This is a genomic window from Exiguobacterium sp. 9-2 (genome assembly GCF_036287235.1).
Classification (GTDB): domain Bacteria; phylum Bacillota; class Bacilli; order Exiguobacteriales; family Exiguobacteriaceae; genus Exiguobacterium_A.
Map to the genome: position 1 here is coordinate 392,521 of NZ_CP142850.1, position 21,720 is coordinate 414,240.

General features: G+C 50.6%; 24 protein-coding genes. 16 read left to right on the top strand and 8 right to left on the bottom strand.

Annotation, left to right across the window (positions count from 1 at the left end):
• Window positions 1-69: 69 nt before the first annotated feature.
• From VJ374_RS02110 to VJ374_RS02135, 6 genes are read right to left on the bottom strand one after another with little or no spacing between them, the layout of a single operon-like run.
• Entirely contained in the window at window positions 70-1,467 is a 1,398-nt protein-coding gene (locus VJ374_RS02110; RefSeq protein ID WP_035411077.1) for a dihydrolipoyl dehydrogenase family protein, read from the bottom strand.
• 1 nt (window position 1,468) lies between these two features.
• The gene (locus tag VJ374_RS02115; protein ID WP_308102154.1) at window positions 1,469-2,689 is read right to left on the bottom strand and encodes a dihydrolipoamide acetyltransferase family protein; all 1,221 of its coding nucleotides are present in this window, start codon (window positions 2,687-2,689) and stop codon (window positions 1,469-1,471) included.
• Between the two features lie 13 nt (window positions 2,690-2,702).
• Window positions 2,703-3,701: an alpha-ketoacid dehydrogenase subunit beta gene (locus VJ374_RS02120; RefSeq protein ID WP_056063806.1), complete on the bottom strand. Its 999-nt coding sequence runs from the start codon at window positions 3,699-3,701 to the stop codon at window positions 2,703-2,705.
• Between the two features lies 1 nt (window position 3,702).
• On the bottom strand, window positions 3,703-4,752 hold the full coding sequence (pdhA, locus tag VJ374_RS02125; protein WP_290747998.1) for a pyruvate dehydrogenase (acetyl-transferring) E1 component subunit alpha: 1,050 nt from the start codon (window positions 4,750-4,752) through the stop codon (window positions 3,703-3,705).
• A 13-nt stretch (window positions 4,753-4,765) separates the two neighbouring features.
• Window positions 4,766-5,908 carry a Glu/Leu/Phe/Val family dehydrogenase gene (locus VJ374_RS02130; RefSeq protein ID WP_035411065.1) on the bottom strand — a complete coding sequence of 381 codons (1,143 nt, stop codon included), beginning with the start codon at window positions 5,906-5,908 and terminating at the stop codon, window positions 4,766-4,768.
• A gap of 37 nt (window positions 5,909-5,945) precedes the next feature.
• The gene (locus VJ374_RS02135; RefSeq protein ID WP_329469984.1) at window positions 5,946-6,347 is read right to left on the bottom strand and encodes a thioesterase family protein; all 402 of its coding nucleotides are present in this window, start codon (window positions 6,345-6,347) and stop codon (window positions 5,946-5,948) included.
• A gap of 331 nt (window positions 6,348-6,678) precedes the next feature.
• Here VJ374_RS02135 and VJ374_RS02140 point away from each other — a divergent pair, with 331 nt between their 5' ends.
• From VJ374_RS02140 to paaX, 12 genes are all read left to right on the top strand, one after another.
• The gene (locus VJ374_RS02140) at window positions 6,679-7,956 is read left to right on the top strand and encodes a phenylacetate--CoA ligase family protein (RefSeq protein ID WP_329469986.1); all 1,278 of its coding nucleotides are present in this window, start codon (window positions 6,679-6,681) and stop codon (window positions 7,954-7,956) included.
• Window positions 7,957-7,974: 18 nt separating this feature from the next.
• Complete coding sequence (gene paaA, locus VJ374_RS02145) at window positions 7,975-8,946, top strand: 1,2-phenylacetyl-CoA epoxidase subunit PaaA (RefSeq protein ID WP_035411059.1); 972 nt, start codon at window positions 7,975-7,977, stop codon at window positions 8,944-8,946.
• A 14-nt stretch (window positions 8,947-8,960) separates the two neighbouring features.
• Window positions 8,961-9,305, top strand: coding sequence for a 1,2-phenylacetyl-CoA epoxidase subunit PaaB (paaB, locus tag VJ374_RS02150; protein ID WP_329469989.1), 345 nt, complete (start codon window positions 8,961-8,963; stop codon window positions 9,303-9,305).
• Entirely contained in the window at window positions 9,302-10,087 is a 786-nt protein-coding gene (gene paaC / locus VJ374_RS02155; RefSeq protein WP_056063799.1) for a 1,2-phenylacetyl-CoA epoxidase subunit PaaC, read from the top strand. The genes paaB and paaC overlap by 4 nt, the downstream gene beginning before the upstream one ends.
• Before the next feature lie 14 nt (window positions 10,088-10,101).
• Entirely contained in the window at window positions 10,102-10,596 is a 495-nt protein-coding gene (gene paaD / locus VJ374_RS02160; RefSeq protein WP_056063796.1) for a 1,2-phenylacetyl-CoA epoxidase subunit PaaD, read from the top strand.
• Window positions 10,597-10,611: 15 nt separating this feature from the next.
• Window positions 10,612-10,935 carry an EthD family reductase gene (locus VJ374_RS02165; protein WP_308102149.1) on the top strand — a complete coding sequence of 108 codons (324 nt, stop codon included), beginning with the start codon at window positions 10,612-10,614 and terminating at the stop codon, window positions 10,933-10,935.
• Window positions 10,913-11,692, top strand: coding sequence for an enoyl-CoA hydratase/isomerase family protein (locus VJ374_RS02170; protein ID WP_329469991.1), 780 nt, complete (start codon window positions 10,913-10,915; stop codon window positions 11,690-11,692). Before VJ374_RS02165 ends, VJ374_RS02170 begins: the two co-directional genes overlap by 23 nt.
• Before the next feature lie 5 nt (window positions 11,693-11,697).
• The gene (locus tag VJ374_RS02175) at window positions 11,698-13,206 is read left to right on the top strand and encodes an aldehyde dehydrogenase family protein (protein ID WP_329469992.1); all 1,509 of its coding nucleotides are present in this window, start codon (window positions 11,698-11,700) and stop codon (window positions 13,204-13,206) included.
• Between the two features lie 74 nt (window positions 13,207-13,280).
• Entirely contained in the window at window positions 13,281-14,147 is an 867-nt protein-coding gene (locus VJ374_RS02180) for a 3-hydroxyacyl-CoA dehydrogenase (RefSeq protein WP_058703595.1), read from the top strand.
• Window positions 14,144-15,352 carry an acetyl-CoA C-acyltransferase gene (locus tag VJ374_RS02185; protein WP_290747972.1) on the top strand — a complete coding sequence of 403 codons (1,209 nt, stop codon included), beginning with the start codon at window positions 14,144-14,146 and terminating at the stop codon, window positions 15,350-15,352. Before VJ374_RS02180 ends, VJ374_RS02185 begins: the two co-directional genes overlap by 4 nt.
• Window positions 15,349-16,116 carry an enoyl-CoA hydratase-related protein gene (locus tag VJ374_RS02190; protein WP_329469995.1) on the top strand — a complete coding sequence of 256 codons (768 nt, stop codon included), beginning with the start codon at window positions 15,349-15,351 and terminating at the stop codon, window positions 16,114-16,116. Before VJ374_RS02185 ends, VJ374_RS02190 begins: the two co-directional genes overlap by 4 nt.
• Before the next feature lie 73 nt (window positions 16,117-16,189).
• On the top strand, window positions 16,190-17,074 hold the full coding sequence (gene paaX, locus VJ374_RS02195; protein WP_329469997.1) for a phenylacetic acid degradation operon negative regulatory protein PaaX: 885 nt from the start codon (window positions 16,190-16,192) through the stop codon (window positions 17,072-17,074).
• Window positions 17,075-17,120: 46 nt separating this feature from the next.
• Here paaX and VJ374_RS02200 read toward each other — a convergent pair whose 3' ends face one another.
• Entirely contained in the window at window positions 17,121-17,660 is a 540-nt protein-coding gene (locus tag VJ374_RS02200) for a gamma carbonic anhydrase family protein (RefSeq protein ID WP_308102143.1), read from the bottom strand.
• A 91-nt stretch (window positions 17,661-17,751) separates the two neighbouring features.
• On the opposite strand from VJ374_RS02200, the gene VJ374_RS02205 reads away from it, so the two are divergent.
• The 4 genes from VJ374_RS02205 to VJ374_RS02220 all read left to right on the top strand — a co-directional run bounded on the left by VJ374_RS02205 (window position 17,752) and on the right by VJ374_RS02220 (window position 20,434).
• A complete protein-coding gene (locus tag VJ374_RS02205; RefSeq protein ID WP_329469999.1) occupies window positions 17,752-18,690 on the top strand; it encodes an NAD(P)H-dependent flavin oxidoreductase in 939 nt (312 codons plus the stop codon).
• A 136-nt stretch (window positions 18,691-18,826) separates the two neighbouring features.
• Window positions 18,827-19,255, top strand: coding sequence for a DMT family transporter (locus tag VJ374_RS02210; RefSeq protein ID WP_035411027.1), 429 nt, complete (start codon window positions 18,827-18,829; stop codon window positions 19,253-19,255).
• Between the two features lie 15 nt (window positions 19,256-19,270).
• Window positions 19,271-19,939 carry a Crp/Fnr family transcriptional regulator gene (locus VJ374_RS02215; protein WP_308102141.1) on the top strand — a complete coding sequence of 223 codons (669 nt, stop codon included), beginning with the start codon at window positions 19,271-19,273 and terminating at the stop codon, window positions 19,937-19,939.
• Window positions 19,940-19,951: 12 nt separating this feature from the next.
• Window positions 19,952-20,434 (top strand): DMT family transporter, encoded by a 483-nt coding sequence (locus VJ374_RS02220; protein WP_308102140.1) that lies wholly within the window; start codon window positions 19,952-19,954, stop codon window positions 20,432-20,434.
• A 52-nt stretch (window positions 20,435-20,486) separates the two neighbouring features.
• Here the strand turns inward: VJ374_RS02220 and VJ374_RS02225 are convergent, their stop codons facing one another.
• The gene (locus VJ374_RS02225) at window positions 20,487-21,707 is read right to left on the bottom strand and encodes an MFS transporter (RefSeq protein ID WP_308102139.1); all 1,221 of its coding nucleotides are present in this window, start codon (window positions 21,705-21,707) and stop codon (window positions 20,487-20,489) included.
• Window positions 21,708-21,720: the final 13 nt, after the last annotated feature.

The window sequence follows — 21,720 nt, forward strand, 5'->3', positions numbered from 1 at the left end:
TTCCTTTCTACACGAAATGAAGTGACGCATCCCAAAGAGGTGCTTTTTGCGCAGAGGCACCTCTTTTGATTACGCGCGCGAACCGACCTGTTGCCGCGGTGGAAGGTGGATCGATTGACCGAATAAGGATTCCATCGATTCCGTCAAGGCTTCGACCCTACTCGGATGTGCCATGACAGGGAAGAGGAGATCTTCTCGTTTCGCTGTCAGTTCCAGTGCTTGGGTGAATTGACCGACGAGACGATGAGCATCGTCTCCTATCATATGAATACCAAGGATCAGTGATGTCTGTTCGTCAGCGATGACCTTGACGAACCCACTGCCACCTTCAATCGTCGTCGTTCCGTTTGCATTTAGTGGGAACTGTCCACTCTGAACAGTATGTCCGGCTTCACGGGCTTCCTGTTCCGTCATCCCGACCGAAGCAATCGGAGGAAACGTTCGCAGAACGGTAGGATAATACGGTGTCGTCGGATCGACGTCTTGACCGGACAAGTGAGCTGCTGTCCGCTTCGCTTCGTGAATCGCACGAGTGGCGAACTGTGGACCCGGTGTGACATCACCGATCGCGTAAATATGCGGTTGATTCGTTTGTCCGTATGCGTCGACGGTGATCGTCCCGTCTTCTGCAAGCGTCACACCGATCCGTTCGAGACCGAGCGTCAAACTGTTCGGAATCCGGGAAAGGGATTGGAACAGATAGGTGCCCTGATAGGTGACTTCTTCACCGTTTTTCATGACCGTGACGGTCGCGTCCATTGAAGCATCGATCCGTGTCACGACATCCGGCACGAGACGGATTTTTTGTTTTTTGAATGTCCGCTTCAGTTCCTTTTCAAGGCTTGGCTCGAGTGATAAGCGATCCGCAAACAACGTCACCTCTGTACCGAGCGCATGGAAACAGGCTGCGGCTTCAAGTGCTAATGTGTCGGAGCCAATGATCAATAAACTGTCTGGTAACTGCTCGAGTTGATAAAGCTGTTCGGCATTCAGTCGGCACGATTCCTCGTGCTGGATGCTGTGACTACCGGTCGCGATGATGACATCTTGGAATCGATACGTATCGAACTGATGTCCCGACTCAACACCGATCCGGTCTTCTGACAGAAAGGAAGCTGCACCAGAAATATGCTCGATTTGATTCGCCTGACAGAGGGCGACGACACCTTGACGTAATTGCTGCACGACACGATTGCGGTAAGCATTCAGTTTACTGAAGTCATGGACAGTAGGGGTGGTGAATCCAAGGTCTTCAAGATGAGGCAAGCGTAACATTTCTTCTGCCGCATGCGCATAAACCTTGGACGGGATACAGCCTCGGTTCAAACAAAGTCCACCGAGTTCAGCTTGTTCAATCAGTGTCACCTTACGACCGCCTTGCGCAGCACGGATCGCTGCCGTGTAACCTGCGGGACCCCCACCGATGATCAGGAGATCCCGTTCTTGTGTAAGTTCGCCAACAACCATGTTAGATCAACTCCAAAAGTAGGGTAGTCGGATGTTCAATCAGTGAAACGAATCGATTTGTAAAGGCAACGGCCGTTGCCCCGTCTGCGACGCGATGATCGAACGACATCGACAAATTCATCATCGAGCGGACGACGATTTGATCGTCTTCATCGACACAGGCTCGTTTTTTCGTCTTGTGGAAGGCAATCAATGCCGTTTCCGGATAGTTGATGATTGGCGTAGCCCCCGTACTGCCCAGTGGACCAACATTGCTCATCGTAAAGGTACTTGGCTTTAAGTCCGCTGCACGTAAGGCACCGTTTTGAGCACGTTGTTGCAACGAAATCAGTTGATCATGCAATTCCGTCAGTGAGAGCCGATCGGCATGACGGATGACTGGCACCATTAACCCGTCTGGTGTCTCGGTTGCCATGCCAAAGTGGAAATCCTGCTCTAATCGAATACATTCATTCGCTTCATCGAGTTTGGCATGGAAGACGGGATAGTCTTTTAAGGCAACGATCAAGGCTTTGATGAAGAAAGCATTGATGTTGATATTTCGTCCAGCGGTTTTCCATTCTGCGCGCAGGGCGAGCAAGCGCGTCATGTCAACTTCTTCAAAGTGGGTGACGTGCGGAATCGTGTACAGCGACTGGGTCATCTTTTTCGCGATTTGCTTACGAATGCCGCGGAACGGAATCGTTTCCGGTGGCGTTTGTTGTTGCGTGACCTCCTCTTCGACGACGGATGGAACCGTCTCCTGTGGAGCAACTGCAGCATTGACGAAGCGAAGGACATCGTCCTCTGAAACTCGACCTGATGGATCCGAAGCCGTCACAGCTTCGATATCAATCCCGTGGTCACGAGCAAGTTTTCGTGTATAAGGTGTCGCTAGGACACGTTTTGATGGAGATGCTTGAGCAGGTGGGGCCGCGACAGCGACAGGCGCTGGTTCAGATACGCGCGACACTTCAGGTTTTACCGCGACCGGCACTTCAGAAGCGTTACTTGCTTCGATGTGCAACAACGTCGTACCGACTTGCACCGTCTGACCGACCGGAATGATGATCTCCTTGACGATTCCGGAGACAGGAGCCGGTAGTTCAGCGACCATCTTATCGGTCGCAACCTCAACGACCGGTTGATCGGTCGTGACGTGGTCTCCGACTTGAACGAGATAATGCGCGATTTCACCTTCCGTCATACCTTCCCCGACATCATGTAACTTGACTTCGATCATGGGACTCAGCTCCTTAAAACTCGACCGTACGCTGAATCGTCGCAAGGACTCGTTCCGGCGTCGGAATGTAATGGTCTTCGAGGGCGAACAGTGGAACCGGAACATCAAAACCTGTCACACGGGCAATTGGTGCCCGTAAATAAAGAAACGCCGTATCGTTGATCAACGTGACGAGATCATTCCCGAGACCACCCATCGCTGCGGCTTCATGCACGATGACGGCACGACCGGTCTTTTGAACGGAAGCAGCGATTGTGTCCCGGTCAAGCGGATAGAGCGTCCGTAAGTCGAGGACTTCGCAAGAAATACCGCGTTCCTGTGCAGCCATCGCTGCCTTGTGAGCCACTTGGACCATTGCCCCCCAAGCGATCAACGTCACGTCCGTCCCTTCACTGACGCAGCGCGCTTTTCCGATCTCGACGGTATAGGACTCGCTCGGTACGACTTCCTTGAATGAACGGTAACTACGCATCGACTCGAGGAACAACACGGGATCTGGATCTTCAATCGCAGCAATCAATAACCCTTTTGCGTCGTACGGTGTCGCCGGACAGACGACCTTGAGACCGGGCATTGATGTAAAGAGCGCCTCCGTACTATCGGAATGGATTTCCGGTGCCCGGATGCCAGCACCATAAGGCGCACGAATGACCATCGGCACACTATAGCGTCCCATCGTTCGCATCCGGATACGAGAGACATGGGTCATGATTTGTTCATAGGCAGGGTAGATGAAGCCGAGAAATTGAATCTCGACGATCGGTTTAAAGCCATTGATGGCAAGACCGATCGATGTACCGACGATGCCGGCTTCACTGAGCGGTGTATCAACGATCCGGTCTTCACCGAACTCTTCTTGTAAGCCGTCCGTCGCTCGGAAGACGCCACCGTTTTTTCCGACATCTTCTCCAAGAACGAGTGTCGTCTCATCCTCCGACAATTTTGTCCGCAGGGCATCCGTGACAGCTTGAACGAGTGTCATCTCTGTTTGACGATTGATTGGTGTTGCCATCTCATTTCCCCCTTGCTAGCAAATACGCTTCTTTTTGTTGCTGCACATCAACCGGTAAAGTCGCGTACGTATGATCGAACAAGTCATTGATGTCTGGCGCCTTGAATTGCTCCATCGCAGCTACTGCCGCTTCGACTTCTGTTTGATGCCGTTCCTGCAGCTGTTGCATCCATGTTTCGTCAAAATAGCCTTGGTGTTTTAAGAAGTGTTCGAGTCGATCGAGCGGATCAACTCGGTCGCGCGAGCGTGCTTGATCCCGGTATTTTGTTGGATCATCTGCTGTCGTATGGGCACCAAATCGCCACGTGACGGCTTCGATCAATGTTGGTCCACCACCAGAACGGGCACGTTCAACGGCTGCTTGCATCGTAAAATAGACGGCAAAGGCATCATTTCCATCAATCCGAACACTCGGCATCCCATAGGCAATCGCTTTTTGCGCGATCGTCTCAGAATGCATCTGTTTTTCGATCGGAACAGAGATCGCGAACTGATTGTTTTGGTTAAACAGGATGACTGGTGCTTGGAAGACGCTTGCAAAGTTCATTCCTTCATGGAAATCCCCTTCAGACGTCGCTCCGTCACCAAAGTAGGCGACCGCGACATTCGTCGTGCCTTTTCGTTTTTCCGCCCATGCGGCACCGACGGCATGCGGAATTTGCGTTGCAATCGGCACAGCAGGAGGAAAGATGTGTTTCTCAGACGGGACGCAGCCTTCAACACGACCGTTCCAGTAGAGGAGTGTCCGCACCATGTCGGCACCGAACGTCAACGTTGCGCCGTGATCCCGGTACGTCGGGAACAACCAGTCTTGATCGGACAACGCGAGTGCACTACCGACTTGCGCTGCCTCTTGTCCTTCGAACGGTGCATAAGTGCCGAGGCGCCCTTGGCGTTGTAAGTTGATCGCCTTCCGGTCGAACGTCCGGATCCGGTGCATCTGTTCATATAGGGTGAGGGCAAGCTCTTTTGTCAGATCGTGTTCTTTTGAGGCATCGATGATACGACCTTCTTCATCGATAATGCGTTGAATCGGAAAATGTTGCTCCATGTCAGTCCCTCCTTCAGTGGTTACGGATATCCCATTTTGGTTTTGTCGTGTTCGTGAAGATGTTGTTGTGTTTCGCCCGAATCTGCATCCGTTTTTCACACATCCGGTTCGCCGCTTCGACCGTCGTGATGTTTTCTGCTTGCGACTCTTTGAAGACTTCGAGAACTGCGTCATAGATGTGACGCGTTTTTAGGAGAACCCGTTCGTGATTTGCTCCATACAGTTCGTCTGCCACTTGGATCAGCCCACCACCATTGACGATATAGTCTGGGGCATATAAGATGCCACGATCCATCAAGACGTGAGCAAGTTGTTCTTCCGCGAGTTGGTTGTTCGCCGAACCACAGATGGCTTTGCACGGTAAGAGCGCGATGTTTTGAGCGTGAATGACACCACCGTATGCACACGGGACAAAAATATCAGCATCCGTCAGATGAATTTCATGAGGCGAGACGACGCGAACCGTGCCAGGCGCCATTTCTGCTTGGGTTACGATTGCTGCTAGTGCCGCTTCATTGACGTCAGAGACATAAATCGTCGCCCCGGCGAGCAACAGTTGTTCGGCGACCTTAAAGCCGACTTTTCCGAGTCCTTGGATCGCGTAGGTTGCCCGACTTAATTCATCTGAACCGAATAACGTCTCGATCGTCGCCCGCAGTCCATAGACGACACCTTCAGCCGTTGGAATCGATGAATCACCACTACCACCAAATGCTTCCGGAATGCCGACGATCCGTGATGTTTCTCGGCTAGCATGAACGAAATCATCCATCGTCGTGCCCATGTCCGTTCCCGTGTAGAACCGACCACCGAGCGAATCGACGAAGCGACCGAAGGCACGGAAAAGCTCTGGTGATTTATCCGTCGCTGGATTACCGATGATGACGGCTTTACCACCACCAAAATCAACATCAGCGGCAGCGCATTTATACGTCATACCGCGCGACAAACGCAGCACATCGTCAAGTGCTTCATCAACAGAAGCATAAGGCGCCATACGGCATCCACCGAGAGCAGGACCGAGCGTCGTATCATGAATGGCGATGATGGCTTGTAACCCCGAGACAGGGTCGTTGCAAAAGACGACTTGTTCGTGACCAGCGATTTTTTCCATGATCGAGAGCGTTGGATTCGTAGATGGGTTTAACATGTTCATAGTAGAGTCCTCCTCTATCAAATATAAGTAAGCGCTTTCATTTTGTCGGAACATTATTTTGTAATTTTTCTTGAATCCGGCTTTTTTCTAAAATGAATTGTGTGACTTCCCCTGTACCGATGATCGTTTGTCCGTCTCGGACTTCAATGCTCGCGTCAACGCGACGTGAGGTCATCGACGTTACTGTCGCGGTTATGATCAATCGTGCTCCTTCCGCTGCCATACCAAGATGCTTCAGTGAAACTGCACCCCCAACACCTTCTTCACCAGCTTCTAGGTAAGGAAAGATTAGTTGACGTGCTGCCCATTCCATGTGATAAACCATCGAAACGGTGGAGTATGCTGGATGAACGAGCTGACCTTCGAATCGTGCAAACATATCTTCCGAGACGACCGCTTGAATCTCTGCTGTATCCCCGACAGCTAACCCTAGTTTCATCGTGATCCCCTTTCACAACACAGCATCTTTATTCAACCAAGTGGTCTTACCAAAAATAGTATAACACTTGTCACACGATATTTTATCAACCCGTTACAAAATGAGCAAATCATTTCAAAAATATTTTCCAAAAAAAGACTATATATCATGAAATCTCTTGTTTAATGTTGATTATTTTATCGATAAGGTGCGTTGAAGTGATAAAGTGAGAATCGTTTGGGAGCATTTAACAAAACAAGATTGACAACATTGTGAACGTATCGTACGTTAAACATATAACTAAAAACAAACGACCGTTTTATTATTGTATACATGATGAGGAGGTGCAGATATGTACGATCAACATCACGAAACGATGGATGCTCAAACGCGGGAGCAGCTACAGATGGAGCGATTACGTCAAACGATGGAACACATCACGCGCGTCCCGTTCTATCAAGAACGTCTGCAGACCTTACAGATGACGGCGAACGATTTTCAAACGATCGAGGATCTACGAAAGTTTCCCTTCACACGTAAACAAGATTTACGCGATCATTATCCGTTCGGACTATTTGCCGTCGAACGAGAACAGGTCACCCGGATTCATGCCTCGTCTGGAACGAGCGGTAAACCGACCGTCGTCGGATATACGCAAGAAGATTTAGATGACTGGGCCGGTGCCGTGGCACGCAGTTTAGTCTTAGCCGGTGGATCACCAGCTGATTTGCTGCACAATGCGTATGGTTACGGATTGTTCACAGGTGGTCTCGGGCTTCATGCAGGAGCAGAAAAACTAGGCATGACGATCTTACCGATTTCCGGTGGCAACACGGATCGCCAAATCACATTGATCGAGGATTTCCGACCGGACGGAATCTGTGGGACGCCTTCGTATATTTTACGCTTGGCAGAACGCATGATTGAACGTGGTATCGATCCACGGAAAACAAGTATGCGTTATGGCATCTTTGGGGCCGAGCCCTGGTCTGAGGAGATGCGGCAGACACTCGAACAGACCTTTGACCTGCAGGCACTCGATATCTATGGACTCAGCGAAATCATGGGACCGGGTGTCGCAATGGAGTGTCAAGAGCAAGCAGGTCTGCATATCATGGATGACTTATTCATTACGGAAGTCGTCGATCCCGTTACGGGGGAACCGTTACCAGATGGCATGGTCGGGGAACTCGTTTTTACAAGCTTGAAAAAGAAAGCGCTTCCAATCATTCGATACCGGACAGGCGACTTAGCTTCGATCACGCGTAAAGTGTGCGCTTGTGGTCGGACGACGACACGAATGTCACGTGTCAAAGGGCGGACGGACGACATGCTGATTATCCGAGGGGTCAACGTCTTTCCGTCAGAAATCGAGCGGGTCTTGCTCCAACAACCGGACGTGACGCCACATTATCAAATCCATCTCGTACGTAAAGCCGGACTCGATGCCGTTGAGCTACATATCGAATTCGAAAATATCTCAGAACGACAAATGCGTTCGATATGTGACGCCATCAAGTCGGAATGTCTCATTTCCATTGATCTCGTCTGTCACCCGCATCAAGGGTTACCACGATCGGAAGGGAAAGCCGTCCGGGTCGTTGATCGACGCTCGACATCACTCGTCTGATTCAAAGGAGGAACTAGCATGTATGATGCAACACAACTGTTCGAACCCGTCCAACTGACGGAAGACGAAAAATTAGCACGCTTCAAGGAACGAATCGAGCAAGGTGAAAAGATCGAAGCCGATGACTGGATGCCTGCCTTTTACCGAGACACACTGATTAAACTGATTTCGATGCACGGTATCAGTGAAATCATGGGTGCACTTCCGGAAAAAGAATGGGTTCCAAAAGCACCATCGCTTCGACGAAAACTTGGCATCATGGCGAAGGTCCAGGATGAAATGGGGCACGGGCAATTGTTGCTTCGTGTCGTTGAGGATTTGATGAAGCCGTATGGCAAGACACGTGGGGATTTGATGGATGATTTATTTACGGGACGATTGAAATTTCACAACGTCTTCCACATGCCGACACGGTCATGGGCCGATGCCGGAATGATTGGTTGGCTTGTCGATGGGGCGGCAATTATCACGCAGACGAACATGCTCGGCGCTTCGTACGGACCGTACGCGCGTGCCTTGCAACGGATCTGTGCAGAGGAAGTCTTCCACGCACAACATGGGGAGTCAATCATCATGGCACTCGCAGAAGGAACACCGGAACAGCGGGCAATGATTCAAGAATCACTGGATGAGTGGTGGGAATCCTTGTTGATGTTCTTTGGACCAGCCTCGAAAGAGACGACCGGGACATCGAAACAGGACGTGACGATCGCTTATAAGATTCGGACGAAAACGAATGAAGAGCTCCGGCAAAACTTCTTTACAAAGTACGTGCCGCGGATTCGTTCGCTCGGACTCGTCATTCCAGACCCGACGTTACGTTTTGATGAAGAGACAGGGCAATGGGAATACGCACAGCCGGACTGGACGAAATTCAAGACGATCATCCAAGGTGGAGGACCGCGTTCGAAAGAGCGACTAGATCTGCGCCGGACATCTTATGAGAATAATGCTTGGGTACGGGATGCACTCGCTGAAACGAAGGCATGAGAGGGGAAGGTACGATGAACGAGACGTTCTATCACGAATTCGAAGTCTTTAGCAAACGGACGCCGAACGCGGCGTTCACGCATCAATTCAGTTTACTTGCTCCAAATACAGAGATGGCGTTACTGATGGCACAAGAAAACTTCATGCGCCGGGAACCAGTCGTCGATATCTGGGTCGTCAAACGTGAAGATATCCGTGGTTTGTCACCCGATGAAAAGCAGATGCTCCAACGCCTTGATAATAAGGACTACCGGACGACTAAAGGATATGGCTACTTGAAGAAAAAATGGCGGCATTACGAGCAACAGATGCTCGATGAAAAAGAGATCATGTCTTGGCAAGGAGGCGATTCGAAATGACGGAACAAGAACGGACGGCACTCGCCTCCTTACTGTATCAACTCGCAGATGATGACTTCCTCTATGCGTATCGTGGTTCGGAATGGCTCGGGCTTGCACCGCATATCGAAGAGGACGTCGCTTCATCCTCAATCGCGCAAGATTCGATGGGGCACGCGGCGATGTATTACCAACTCCTTGAGGAACTTGGTGAAGGGAATGCCGATGCGTTAGCCCACGTCCGCTTGGCACATGAACGGAAGAACTCGATTCTTGTCGAACGTGTCAATGGACCCGGCTACTATATGGAAAAACCCGAATATGACTGGGCATTCGCTGTCGTCCGGAACTATTGCTATACGGTCGCGAAAAAGATCCGGATTGATGCGTTGAAATCGAGCAGTTACGAGCCACTCGCTGCTGCTGCCGTTAAGATCAATATGGAGTTGTACTATCATTTGCTGCACTGGCAAACATGGTTCACCCAGCTCTACCAATCGACGGAGACAGCTCGCCAGAAGATGGACGCAGCCCTAGAAAAAGTCCTCTATGACTTCGGCGACATGTTCGATTATGGCGAACACGGTCAACTGATCGAAGAGATGCGGTTGATCGAAGGGCAAGGGATTTTACTTGATCGTTGGTATCAGACGATCACACCGTTACTCGTCGAATTGAACGTGACCCTCCCAGAAATGCAGATGACACGCAATGGACGAGACGGCGATCACACGGAAGACTTGAATGACGCACTCGCGACACTCGGAGAAGTCTATCTGATCGATCAAACGGCAACGTGGTGAAAGGAGAGGGAAGCATGACGACGACACTTCAACATGCGATCCGTGAAGCCCTGAACGGGGTGAAGGATCCAGAAATCGATAGCGTCAGTATTTTAGATCTTGGCATGGTCGAGACGATGGACGCGGAAGCGACGGCGCATGGCTACACGGTGCACGTCACGCTTCTCCCGACGTTTCTCGGTTGTCCGGCGCTTGAAATCATTAAAAAAAATACCGAAGCTGCCTTGCAGGTGATTCCGAACGTCGAACAGGTCGATGTCCAGTTCCGGTTTGATCCACCGTGGACATCGGACCGAATCACAGAACAAGGGATGCAAGGATTGAAGGCATTCGGCATCGCACCCCCTCGATTCGAACAAGGAAAGTGGGAGATTGACTGTCCGTATTGTGGATCGACGTATGTGACGATGGAAAACTTATTCGGACCGACGGCATGTCGAAGTATTCTCTACTGTAAATCGTGTAAAAATCCATTCGAGGCGATGAAACCCGTCTCTACTCTCATGTGAAGGAAGGTAATCAATATGGCAAAATTAATCGCATTGTACAAACACCCGGAAAACAAGGAAGCATTCGATCAGCATTACTTTGAAGTCCATGGTCCGCTAACAGCAAAAATTCCAGGACTACAAGAAATGAACGTCACAAAAATCGTTGGTTCACCAATGGGTGGAGACGGAAAGTACTACTTAATGTGCGAGATGGTCTATGAAAGTCAGGAAGCGATGCAAGCTGGCATGCGTTCTATTGAAGGAAAAGCGTCAGGGAAAGACTTGATGAGCTTTGCGGGGGATCTCGTCACATTGATGATTGGTGAAGATGTCCATGCCGACACAACAGTACGTTAAGACGGAAATAGTTGGTCGGATCGGTCGAATTCGCCTCGACCGGACGGCACGATACAATGCGCTGAACCGGACGATGGTCCGCGAAATCGTCGAGGCGATGGAGATATTTGATCGTGACGACCAGGTGACGGTCATCGTCTTAACGGGAAACGGAAAGTCGTTTTCAGCAGGTGCTGATATCGAGGAGATGCTCGAAGCGACACCGATCTCGATGGAACTCCTCGATCCATTCGCGGACTGGGACCGGATCAGCCGAATCAAAAAGCCGATCATTGCAGGTGTCCATGGTTTCGTCCTTGGCGGCGGTTTCGAACTCGCACTTGCTTGTGATTTAATCTACGCCGATCCTGCGACACAGTTCGGTTTTCCAGAAGTCGGACTCGGCGTCATGCCGGGAGCAGGCGGGACGCAACGTTTGACGAAATGCATCGGTCGGACGCGGGCGCTCGAATGGCTCTTCACGGGTGACCGGATGCAGGCAGACGAAGCAGAACGACTTGGCATCATCAATCGAGTGACGATGGACGTTGAAGCGACGGTGCTTGCGATGGCAGAGCGGTTATCGAACCAGCCGAGCATGGCGTTACGACTGATCAAGGACGCAGCAAACAAAGCCGTCGATTTGTCGTTACAAGATGGCATGGAGCACGAACGCCGGAACTTCTATCTGTTGTTCGCAACGGCCGATCAAACAGAAGGTATGCAAGCTTTTCTCGAAAAACGCCCACCGATTTTCAATCAACAGGAACAGGAGTGAATACAATGTCGACAGTACATGAAAAAACACTTGAAATGAAACGGTCCGTCTATCATTTGCTCATTAACGGCGAACAAGTCGAAGGTGCAACAGGCGAGACATTTAAAACATATAATCCGGCAACAGGTGAAGTGATTGCAGAAGTTGCAAAAGCGTCGAAGGAAGACGCTGATCGTGCCGTTCAAGCCGCACGGGATGCGTTTGATCACGGGAAGTGGAAGATGTGGCCAGTCGGACGCCGCGCGCAAATCTTAAATAAGATTGCGAGCATCATGCGTTCCCGCTTCAACGAAATCGTCGAACTTGAGATTCTCGATACAGGGAAATCACTAGCAGCGGCGCAAGGACAAGTCACGCAAGCGATTGAAGACTTTGAGTTCTACGCAGGTGCGATCGTCGGTCACCGCGGTGTCGTCAATAACGTGCCGGGACAATTCCATAACTACACAGAAAAAGAAGCGGTCGGTGTTTGTGCGCAAATCATCCCGTGGAACTATCCGTTGATGATGGCAGCTTGGAAAGTCGCACCAGCAATCGCAGTCGGTTGTTCGGTCGTCGTCAAACCAGCGACGTTGACTCCGTTGACAGCGATCATTCTTGGTGAGATTTGTCTAGAAGCTGGTGTACCAGCGGGTGTCGTCAACGTCATTCCGGGATCTGGACGCGAGATCGGTAACCATCTCGTCGAGCATCCTCACGTCGATAAAGTCGCCTTCACGGGCTCGACGCCAGTCGGTAAAGACATCATGGGACGTGCGTCCGAGACGTTAAAACGAGTCACACTCGAACTCGGTGGAAAATCACCGAACATCGTTTTTGAAGATGCAGACGTGACAGCAGCCGTTGATGGTTCGTTGTTCGGAATCTTCTATAACAGCGGTCAATCGTGTGAAGCACGCTCGCGTTTGTATGTTCACGAAGAGATTTACGACGCGTTCATGGAGCAATTCGTCGCGAAGACAAAACAACTCGTTCTCGGCAATCCATTTGATAAAGGGACACACGTCGGAGCGATCATCGACCAACAACAAGTCGACGTCATCGATGGATATGTCCAGTCGGCGAAAGCGGACGGCGCAACAATCGTCACAGGAGGTCACGCGACAGCACCAGAAGGATACGAAAAAGGCTTCTGGTACGCACCGACGATCATCACGGACGTCACACACGAGATGAAAGCGGTCAACGAAGAAATCTTTGGACCGGTTGTCGTCGTCATGCCGTTCAAAGATGAAAAAGAAGCAGTTCGTCTAGCAAACGATACATCGTTTGGACTCGGATCAGCCGTTTGGACGAAAGACGGCGCGAAAGCGACACGTGTCGCAAATCAAATCAAAGCCGGCATCGTCATGGTCAACTGTCCGTTTTCTGCCTTCCCAGGCACACCGTTTGGTGGCTATAAACAATCGGGCTTCGGTCGAGAACTCTGTATCGAGACGCTTGATCTGTACACAGAAACAAAAAGTATCTTGTCGTATTACGGCAGTCGTCCACTCAATCCGTTCGGACTATAAGCAAGAGGGAAGGCTGGAGTTCCGTCGGGAAGTCCAGCCTTTTTTAACAGCACAGGGGATAAGGGGGAATTCAGATGGTAGAACAAATCGTCGTCGTCGGATCCGGCGTCATGGGACGTGGCATCGCTTATGTTGCCGCACACCGCGGATTTCAGGTGACACTCGTTGATATCAAAGAAGCGTATGTCGAAAGTGCCTATCGAGAACTCGAACGTATCGCAGAGAAAGGCATCACGCGAGGGAAGATGTCCGCGAATGAGGTCGAGGGACTGTTCGATCGACTGCATCTGTCGACCGACCTAGCTGAGGCGGCACAACAAGCGGATCTCGTCATTGAAGCAGTACCGGAACAACTCAGCATCAAACAGCAAGTCTTTGAAACGCTAGAAGCGAATGCACGTCCGGACTGTTATTTCGCGACGAACACGTCGACGATGAGTCCAACGGAAATTGCGTCCTTTACGAACCGGGCGGACCGGGTCATGGCGATGCATTTCTTCAATCCGGTCCATCTGATGCCGCTGATCGAGCTCGTTCGTGGTCTTGAGACATCGGATGAGACGGTTGCAGCTCTTGAACAGGTAGCGCGTCAAATGCAGAAGGAAACGGTCGTCATCCGTGAGTTTCCTGGGTTCGTCACTTCGCGGATCAGTGCGCTCGTCGGAAACGAAGCGTTCTACATGTTACAAGAAGGACTCGGGACACCAGAAGAGATCGATAAAGCGATCAAACTCGGCTTAAACTACCCGATGGGACCATTCGAACTCGGGGACTTGGTCGGACTTGATACTCGGCTCCACAACTTAAAGTATCTGCATGAGAAGCTCGGCGAAAAATACCGTCCGGCACCACTGCTCGAACAGTATGTCAAAGCGGGTCGACTCGGTCGTAAGACAGGTCGTGGTGTCTATGATTATACGAATCGCGAGGTGACATCATGAAACGGGTCGCCATCATCGATGCCGTTCGGACACCGATCGGTCGCTATAACGGCGCGTTGCGTCAGGTCCGTCCAGATGACTTAGGAGCACGCGTCATCGAAGCGTTGCTTGAGCGTAATCCACAAGTCGATCCGAAGACGATCGAGGAAGTCATTTTTGGCAATGCGAATCAGGCGGGAGAAGACAATCGCAACGTCGCCCGGATGTCGGGACTACTAGCTGGTCTACCGGTCGAAGTCGCCGGTACGACGATCAATCGTTTATGTGGATCAGGACTCGACGCCGTCATCGCGGCGGCGCGCGGAATTGCCTTAGGTGAAGGTGATATCTATATCGCTGGTGGGACGGAAAGCATGACGCGTGCACCGTTCGTTCTCGCGAAGCCGGATCAGGCCAACCCACGTGGCAATCAGACGATGTACGATACGACGATTGGTTGGCGCTTCGTCAATGATCGTTTAGCAGATCAATACGGAACGGATTCGATGCCGGAAACAGCTGAGAACGTCGCCCGTCAGTACGGAATCTCGCGCGAAGCACAGGACGACTTTGCGTTCGAAAGCCAACAACGCGCAAAACGAGCGATCGAGGCAGAGCACTTCACGGACGAACTGGTTGCGGTCACACAAACGGACCGGAAAGGTAACGTCAGCGTCTTCGACCGCGATGAACATCCTCGTCCTGAGACGACACGTGAGAAACTGGCGACACTTCGTCCGTTATTCCCGAACGGTACCGTGACGGCGGGGAATGCATCTGGTGTCAACGACGGTGCGTCGGCGTTGTTATTGATGAGTGAAGAAAAAGCAAACGAACTCGGTTTGACGCCGCTTGGGTATTACCGGGCGAGTGCGACGGCAGGGGTCGAACCTGCCATCATGGGGATCGGACCGATCGACGCGACGAAAAAAGTCCTCCGACGGGCAGGGTTGACGGTCGAACAGCTCGATCAAATCGAGTTGAACGAAGCGTTTGCGGCTCAAAGTCTTGCCTGTATCGAAGCACTTGGTTTACCAAGCGAAAAAGTCAACGTCAACGGCGGTGCGATTGCCTTCGGTCATCCACTTGGTGCAAGTGGGGCGCGGATTTTGACGACATTATTGCATGAGATGCGCCGGACGAACCGGACGTATGGTCTCGCGACGATGTGTGTCGGAGTCGGACAGGGTATCGCACTTGTCGTCGATCGGGAGGGGCTCGTATGATTCACTTAGAACGAGAAGGCTATATCGCAATCGTTCGGATTGATCGTCCAGAACGTTTGAACTGTCTCGATTATCCGACGCTTGTCGCTTTGCAAGAACAGGTCGATGCGTTATCGGTCGACCCGGAAGCGCGGGTCGTCCTGTTTACGGGAACGGGGAAAGCATTTAGCGCCGGCGCCGATTTAAAAGAACGCGTGCATTTAAACGAAGAAGAAGTCCGGCGCAATGTCCTTGCGATCCGGAATGTCTTCACTTCGATCGCACAATTGCCGCAACCAACAATCGCAGCCGTCAACGGTCACGCGCTCGGCGGTGGGTTCGAGTGGATCCTTGCCTGTGATTTCCGTTTTCTCGTCGAGGATGCACTCGTCGGCTTGACGGAAACTAGCTTCGGGATCATTCCAGGAGCCGGTGGAACACAACGCTTGCCACGACTGATTGGGGAGACGCGGGCAAAGGAATTGATCTTCACGGCGAAAAAAATCGATGCGATGACAGCAGAACGGTACGGACTCGCGACAGCCGTCGTCGCCCGGGAAGCGTTGATGACGACCTGTCTTGAGTTTGCCGGTCAGATGTTACAGAATGGTCCGATCGCCTTGCGCCAAGCGAAGCGAGCGATTGATCAAGGGCGGGATGTCTCACTCGAAGAAGGACTACAGCTCGAAACAGAAGCTTATGAAGTCGTCATTCCGACGGCTGATCGTCAGGAAGCGCTACAAGCCTTCGCTGAAAAACGACCACCGCGCTTTGAAGGAAGATGAGGATGGTCGACGTTTGAAATAAACCGTATACTAACGATACACACTATGAACGACTGAAGAGAGAGTGAATACCATGAGTGCGAACACCCAATCGATGATCTTTACGATTTACGGCGATTACATTCGCCATTACGGCAATCAAATCTGGGTCGGGAGTTTAATTCGACTCGTCAAAGAGTTCGGACATAACGAACAGGCCGTTCGGGTTGCTGTGTCCCGAATGGTTAAACAAGGCTGGCTCGTCTCCGAGAGACAAGGAAATAAAAGCTTCTATTCATTGACACCACGTGGGGTGGAACGGATGGAAGAAGCAGCGCGCCGGATCTACAGATCAACACCGCACGACTGGGACGGGAAGTGGCGGACGCTGATGTACACGATTCCTGAGGATAAACGCCAAATTCGCGATGAGCTCCGCAAAGAACTGACGTGGAGTGGGTTTGGCAACTTATCGAACGGGGTTTGGATTTCACCGAACCCGCTTGAAAAAGAGGCGGAACGATTGATTGAAGCGTACGAAATCGAAGAGTATGTCGATTTCTTCGTCGGTGAATACCACGGTCCGAAGCAAGACCAATCCCTTGTTGAGCGCGCTTTTCCACTAGAGGAATTGCAGGAACGTTACGAAACGTTCATCACGGATTATAGCCGACAATACATCGTCCATCAGAGTCAGCTCCAACTAGGAGAAATGACGGATGAGCAGTGTTTCGTCGAACGGACGATGCTCGTACATGAGTACCGAAAATTCCTCTTCACGGATCCGGGACTCCCGCAAGAACTATTACCGGATGCTTGGAGCGGACACCATGCGGCACTGTTGTTCGAGCAATATTACCGTCTGCTTGCGCAACCAGCGAGCCGGTTCTTTGAATCAATCTTTGAAGAGACACACGATGTGTCACAACGTAGCGCTTCGTATGATGCAACAGAACACCCGCTGTTTGCGGAACGATGATATATAAAAAAGCGGGACGGATCACGCGATCCGCCCCGCATTCGTGTCATTCAGATGTGTTTTGTTCGGTTGATCCTGCGAGAATGTTTCGGAAAGCGTAACCTTTATCGACATAGGAATCAATCGACTCCTGAATCATCGCGAGGTCCGCTTCCGTCAGTTCACGCACGACTTTACCCGGTGAGCCGATGATCAGCGAACGGGGTGGGAAGACTTTTCCTGATGGAATCAACGTGTTCGCCCCGATGATGCATTCTTCACCAACATCTGCGTGATCAAGAACGGTCGCGCCCATTCCGACGATCGAACGACGTCCGATTTTACAGCCGTGTAAAATCGCGTTATGTCCGACCGTCACTTCATCCTCGATGACGACAGGTGCGCCTTCGTACAGATGAATCGTTGCGTTGTCTTGGATACTGCAGCGTTTGCCGATTGTAATCGGTCCTTCGTCACCGCGTAAGACAGCGTTGAACCAGATGGTAGACTCGGAACCGATCGTGACGTCTCCAATCAGATAAGCGCCAGGAGCGATGAATACATCGGATGCTACGTTCGGATGAATCGATTGATACGGAATCTTCATAACAGAACGACCTCATTTCTAGGATAAGATGAACTACTATTCATTCCCTGTCAGTATATCATGCGGTGGGAGTCGAGAACGGAGGAAAGATATGTTTCCGATTTGTGAGCTATTCAACATTCGTTATCCATTGATCCAAGGAGGGATGGGTAACATTAGTCATGCAGCACTCACGGCAGCGGTGTCGAATGCCGGAGGACTCGGAACGCTTGGGTGCGGTACGTTGTCGGTCGATGAAGTAGCGTCTCGGATTCAGGAGACACGAACCCTGACGGAGCAACCATTTGCCTTGAACATCGCGATTCGTGTATCTCCTTATACGGAAGCACTGATCGATCTCGCGATTGCAGAAAAGATTCCGGTCGTCTCTTTGTCGGCAGGAAATCCGGCACCATACATAGAGCGACTACAAGCCGCTGGCATCAAAACGATTGCGGTCGTCGCCTCGGTCAAACAGGCAGTAAAGGCAGAACAGGCAGGCGCTGATGTACTCGTAGCAGAAGGGGTTGAAGCGGCAGGTATCAATTCCCCGCTTGAACTGACGACCCTCACTTTGATTCCGCAGCTTGTCGACCGGGTCAAGATTCCAGTTCTTGCAGCGGGTGGGGTTGGCGATGGGCGTGGGCTAGCAGCTGTCCTGTTGCTTGGTGCTGCCGGCGTCCAGCTCGGAACACGGTTGATCGCGACGGAAGATGCGAAGGTCCACCCAGTTTATAAATCGCGCTTAACGGATGCGACAGATACCGATACACGCATCATCGGGCGCTCCGTTGGATTTGTCCGACGTGTCCTTGATGGTCCTTACGTCGAACAGCTCACAGCCAAGACACCTGCTGCTTTTCTCGATCAGACGAATGAGTCGTATCATATTACAGGCGCTCTTGAAGGCGATGAAGAGAAAGGATATGTCAACGCTGGACTGGTTGCCGGTTTGATTCGTGATGTGCCAACGGTTGCTGAGTTGTTTACGCGCATGATGGAGGAAGCAGAGGAACAGCTGAAGCGGACGACTGCTCGTTTTGCGACATGAACATACAATGATGACCCGTAAACCCGCTTGTGGAAAGCGGGTTTTTTCATGTTTTTTTGAAAATGGGACATTTGTCCTTTTCAAGTGAGGCACGAATAAGGTCTACTCTAGTGTAGAGATTAAAGGAGGAGATGACGTGCAAGGAGTCGTGTTTGCTTTGATGAGCGGTCTGTTCATCGCCCTGCAAGGTATATTCAATGCGCGCCTTGCGACAGGCGTCGGACCGTGGTTATCCGTATTGATCGTCCACTTTGTTGGTCTGATGGGTTGTTTAGTCATTTATAGCTTCGTACGAGATCGGAAAATCGGCGGATTCCGTCAGTTACCGTGGATTTATGCGAGCGGTGGTTTGATTGGCGTGCTAGTCGTCGTAACGGAACTGACAGCGATCCAAAAACTCGGCATGACATGGGCGATGTGTTTGTTACTCGTCGCGCAGATTTTATGTGCCTTTCTGATTGATTTAAAAGGATGGTTCGGTGTCTTAAAAAAACAAGGAAATCGTGGTCAGTGGGTTGGTGTGGGTCTCATGCTTGCAGGAGTTGCGATTTTCTCACTTGCTTAAAGGGAGGGAACGAACATGGAAACCGTCATCCAACAATATGGACTGGATACGATTTTAACGGAAGAGACGCGCGCTTGGTTGCGTGAAGAAACCTTCCGAAAAGGAGAACTCCTCTGTACGACCGGTGCGACAATCGACCGGATGTACTTCATCGTCGCAGGCAAGGTCAAGATTTCTGCTGCTTCGTCAGAAGGGAAACAACGGATTTTACGATTCAAAACACCACTGACAGTGATTGGTGACGCTGAATTCATCAACGAACGGGAAGTGCTGAATACGGTCGAAGCAGTGACCGATGTCGATGTGTTGAGCGTGCCGTATGCGATTTTACGCGAGCACAATACAACGAACGTCTTTCTGCAATTTTTACTACGAACAATTACAGCGAAGTGGTATGCCGATTCGAAATCAGCGTCGCACCACGTACTCTATACGGTCGAGGAGCGATTTGCAGGCTACTTATTATCGATTGCGTCCGAAGCTAGTGACAGTTTGTTTTATCAGGAGATGCGGACGTCGAATCTACATGACGTCGCTGACTGGCTTGGAACGAGTTATCGTCATCTCAACCGGATCATCACGAAGTTGTGTGAGGAAGAGATTCTTGTTCGACGACGTGGCAAGATCATCATCGTCGATTTGGAACGGGTTCGCGAGAAAGCGAACGGTAACAGCTATGAGTAAGGAGGAACGAACATGATAATAGGCATTGTGTGTGCCGTATTGGCTGGAATGTTAATCAGTTTGCAGACGGTATTGAATGCTCGGATGAGTGATGCATTCGGCGCATGGGCGACGACGACGCTGGTTTTCTTCGTCGGATTCATCGGAGCAAGCATCACGTATGTCCTGTTTCATGGTGGAACGATCGGACAGATTCAAAATGTGTCACCACTCTACTGGTTCGGTGGACTCGTAGGTGTCGGTGTCGTCTTTTGTGTCATGCGCGGGATTCAATTGCTTGGTCCGTCCGTCGCGATTTCTGTCGTGTTGATTTCGCAGTTGAGCTTTGCCCTCGCTGTTGATACGTTCGGTTGGTTCGGTTTGCCGCAAATCGACTTATCGTTTGGTCAGCTCATCGGTCTCGCTGTCATGGTGTGTGGCATCTTCGTCTTGAAACGGTATCAAGTCGTGGCACCGGAACAACAGGCAAAGGATCAAGTAGAACGTGTTTCATAATAATTGAATACAGAACGGAGACAGTGGAGTTCCAATCCACTGTCTTTTTTGACTAATCTTCTATTTGTATCATGCGTTTTCTGAAATAGAGTGATAGGACAAAAATAAGAAGACCACAGTACAACATAATCGTCGTGATCGAAACGTGAAACGACAATAGAAACGAGAGGAGGGCGTAAGATAATGGAACGAGACCGTTGGACGATGCATTGACAACACTCATGACACGTCCCATCGTCTGTTCCGCACACTGAGACTGGATGAACGTAATGAAGCGAATATTGATGATGGAAGAAAGGACACCAAGCGATAACAGGATGATCAAGTACAACAAAATCTGCTGAGTTTGACTAAGCAGGAAGAGAAGCAAACCTAAGGCGCCAATCAATCGGACCGATGAGGTAAGCCCATTTACTTTCGTCTGCGCAAAACCACTCCAGAGCGCTCCTCCGAGCATTCCCATTTGATAAGCCCCTTGCATATAACTTAAATCCATCGCGTCTCCTTGTAACACATCATGAACGAGTAAGGGAATTCCGAGTAGGAGCGGTCCAAAGAAAAAGAAATTAACGCAGATGACGAGAAAAAGCGTCTGCTTGAGTTGCTGAAAGTGTAAAACGTAATGCAGCCCTTCTTTTAGTTCAGATAGAGCGGAATGCTGGAGTGATCGCCTAGTCTTAGCCTCACGAATCCCATACGTGAAGAGAAGCGTCAGACAGAGCGTCCCGAAAATCACGAGAAAGACGTGCGAGTAAGAAGAATAGCTGAGAATGACTCCACCAAGAATCGGACCTGAAAAGAGGGCGATTTGATTAGATGTCTGAATCAGTGAATTGGCTTTAGTGAGTTGTTCTTTCGGAACGAGTGTAGGAAGTAAGGAAGCATTCGCCGGCGAAAAGAATGCATCCACACTACCGAATAGAAAGGCGAATCCTAAAATCGTCAGCAATGTAAGCTGATCGGTATGAAGTAATGCGAGAAGACAGAGAATGAAACTGATTCGTAAAGCGCTCGAGATGCGCATGATCGTCGAACGTTTATAGCGATCGGATAAGACGCCACCGAATAACATGAGAAAAATACGGGGTAACAAGGTGGCCATGAGGACGAATCCAAGATATGAAGCCTGGTTTAGCGTATGGATGACATACCATTGTTCAACAAACAGATAGGTTGATAGGGAGAGGGCAGAGCACATACCGGACCCCCATAAAAATAAAAAAGATCGATTTTTAAACAGCGATTGTTGCGTATCCATTTCAATAGGCAGCATGTGGCACCTCCGG

Bases quoted from the DNA above. Each gene is read 5' to 3' on its own strand.
- paaA (WP_035411059.1), top strand. From the start codon at position 7,975: ATGTATGATGCAACACAACTGTTCGAACCCGTCCAACTGACGGAAGAC.
- VJ374_RS02135 (WP_329469984.1), bottom strand. From the start codon at position 6,347: ATGAAACTAGGGTTAGCTGTCGGGGATACAGCAGAGATTCAAGCGGTC.
- paaC (WP_056063799.1), top strand. From the start codon at position 9,302: ATGACGGAACAAGAACGGACGGCACTCGCCTCCTTACTGTATCAACTC.
- paaD (WP_056063796.1), top strand. From the start codon at position 10,102: ATGACGACGACACTTCAACATGCGATCCGTGAAGCCCTGAACGGGGTG.
- VJ374_RS02220 (WP_308102140.1), top strand. From the start codon at position 19,952: ATGATAATAGGCATTGTGTGTGCCGTATTGGCTGGAATGTTAATCAGT.
- VJ374_RS02190 (WP_329469995.1), top strand. From the start codon at position 15,349: ATGATTCACTTAGAACGAGAAGGCTATATCGCAATCGTTCGGATTGAT.
- VJ374_RS02180 (WP_058703595.1), top strand. From the start codon at position 13,281: ATGGTAGAACAAATCGTCGTCGTCGGATCCGGCGTCATGGGACGTGGC.
- VJ374_RS02200 (WP_308102143.1), bottom strand. From the start codon at position 17,660: ATGAAGATTCCGTATCAATCGATTCATCCGAACGTAGCATCCGATGTA.
- VJ374_RS02120 (WP_056063806.1), bottom strand. From the start codon at position 3,701: ATGGCAACACCAATCAATCGTCAAACAGAGATGACACTCGTTCAAGCT.
- VJ374_RS02130 (WP_035411065.1), bottom strand. From the start codon at position 5,908: ATGAACATGTTAAACCCATCTACGAATCCAACGCTCTCGATCATGGAA.
- VJ374_RS02185 (WP_290747972.1), top strand. From the start codon at position 14,144: ATGAAACGGGTCGCCATCATCGATGCCGTTCGGACACCGATCGGTCGC.
- VJ374_RS02140 (WP_329469986.1), top strand. From the start codon at position 6,679: ATGTACGATCAACATCACGAAACGATGGATGCTCAAACGCGGGAGCAG.
- VJ374_RS02215 (WP_308102141.1), top strand. From the start codon at position 19,271: ATGGAAACCGTCATCCAACAATATGGACTGGATACGATTTTAACGGAA.
- VJ374_RS02175 (WP_329469992.1), top strand. From the start codon at position 11,698: ATGTCGACAGTACATGAAAAAACACTTGAAATGAAACGGTCCGTCTAT.
- pdhA (WP_290747998.1), bottom strand. From the start codon at position 4,752: ATGGAGCAACATTTTCCGATTCAACGCATTATCGATGAAGAAGGTCGT.
- VJ374_RS02115 (WP_308102154.1), bottom strand. From the start codon at position 2,689: ATGATCGAAGTCAAGTTACATGATGTCGGGGAAGGTATGACGGAAGGT.
- VJ374_RS02110 (WP_035411077.1), bottom strand. From the start codon at position 1,467: ATGGTTGTTGGCGAACTTACACAAGAACGGGATCTCCTGATCATCGGT.
- VJ374_RS02225 (WP_308102139.1), bottom strand. From the start codon at position 21,707: ATGCTGCCTATTGAAATGGATACGCAACAATCGCTGTTTAAAAATCGA.
- paaB (WP_329469989.1), top strand. From the start codon at position 8,961: ATGAACGAGACGTTCTATCACGAATTCGAAGTCTTTAGCAAACGGACG.
- VJ374_RS02165 (WP_308102149.1), top strand. From the start codon at position 10,612: ATGGCAAAATTAATCGCATTGTACAAACACCCGGAAAACAAGGAAGCA.
- VJ374_RS02170 (WP_329469991.1), top strand. From the start codon at position 10,913: ATGCCGACACAACAGTACGTTAAGACGGAAATAGTTGGTCGGATCGGT.
- paaX (WP_329469997.1), top strand. From the start codon at position 16,190: ATGAGTGCGAACACCCAATCGATGATCTTTACGATTTACGGCGATTAC.
- VJ374_RS02205 (WP_329469999.1), top strand. From the start codon at position 17,752: ATGTTTCCGATTTGTGAGCTATTCAACATTCGTTATCCATTGATCCAA.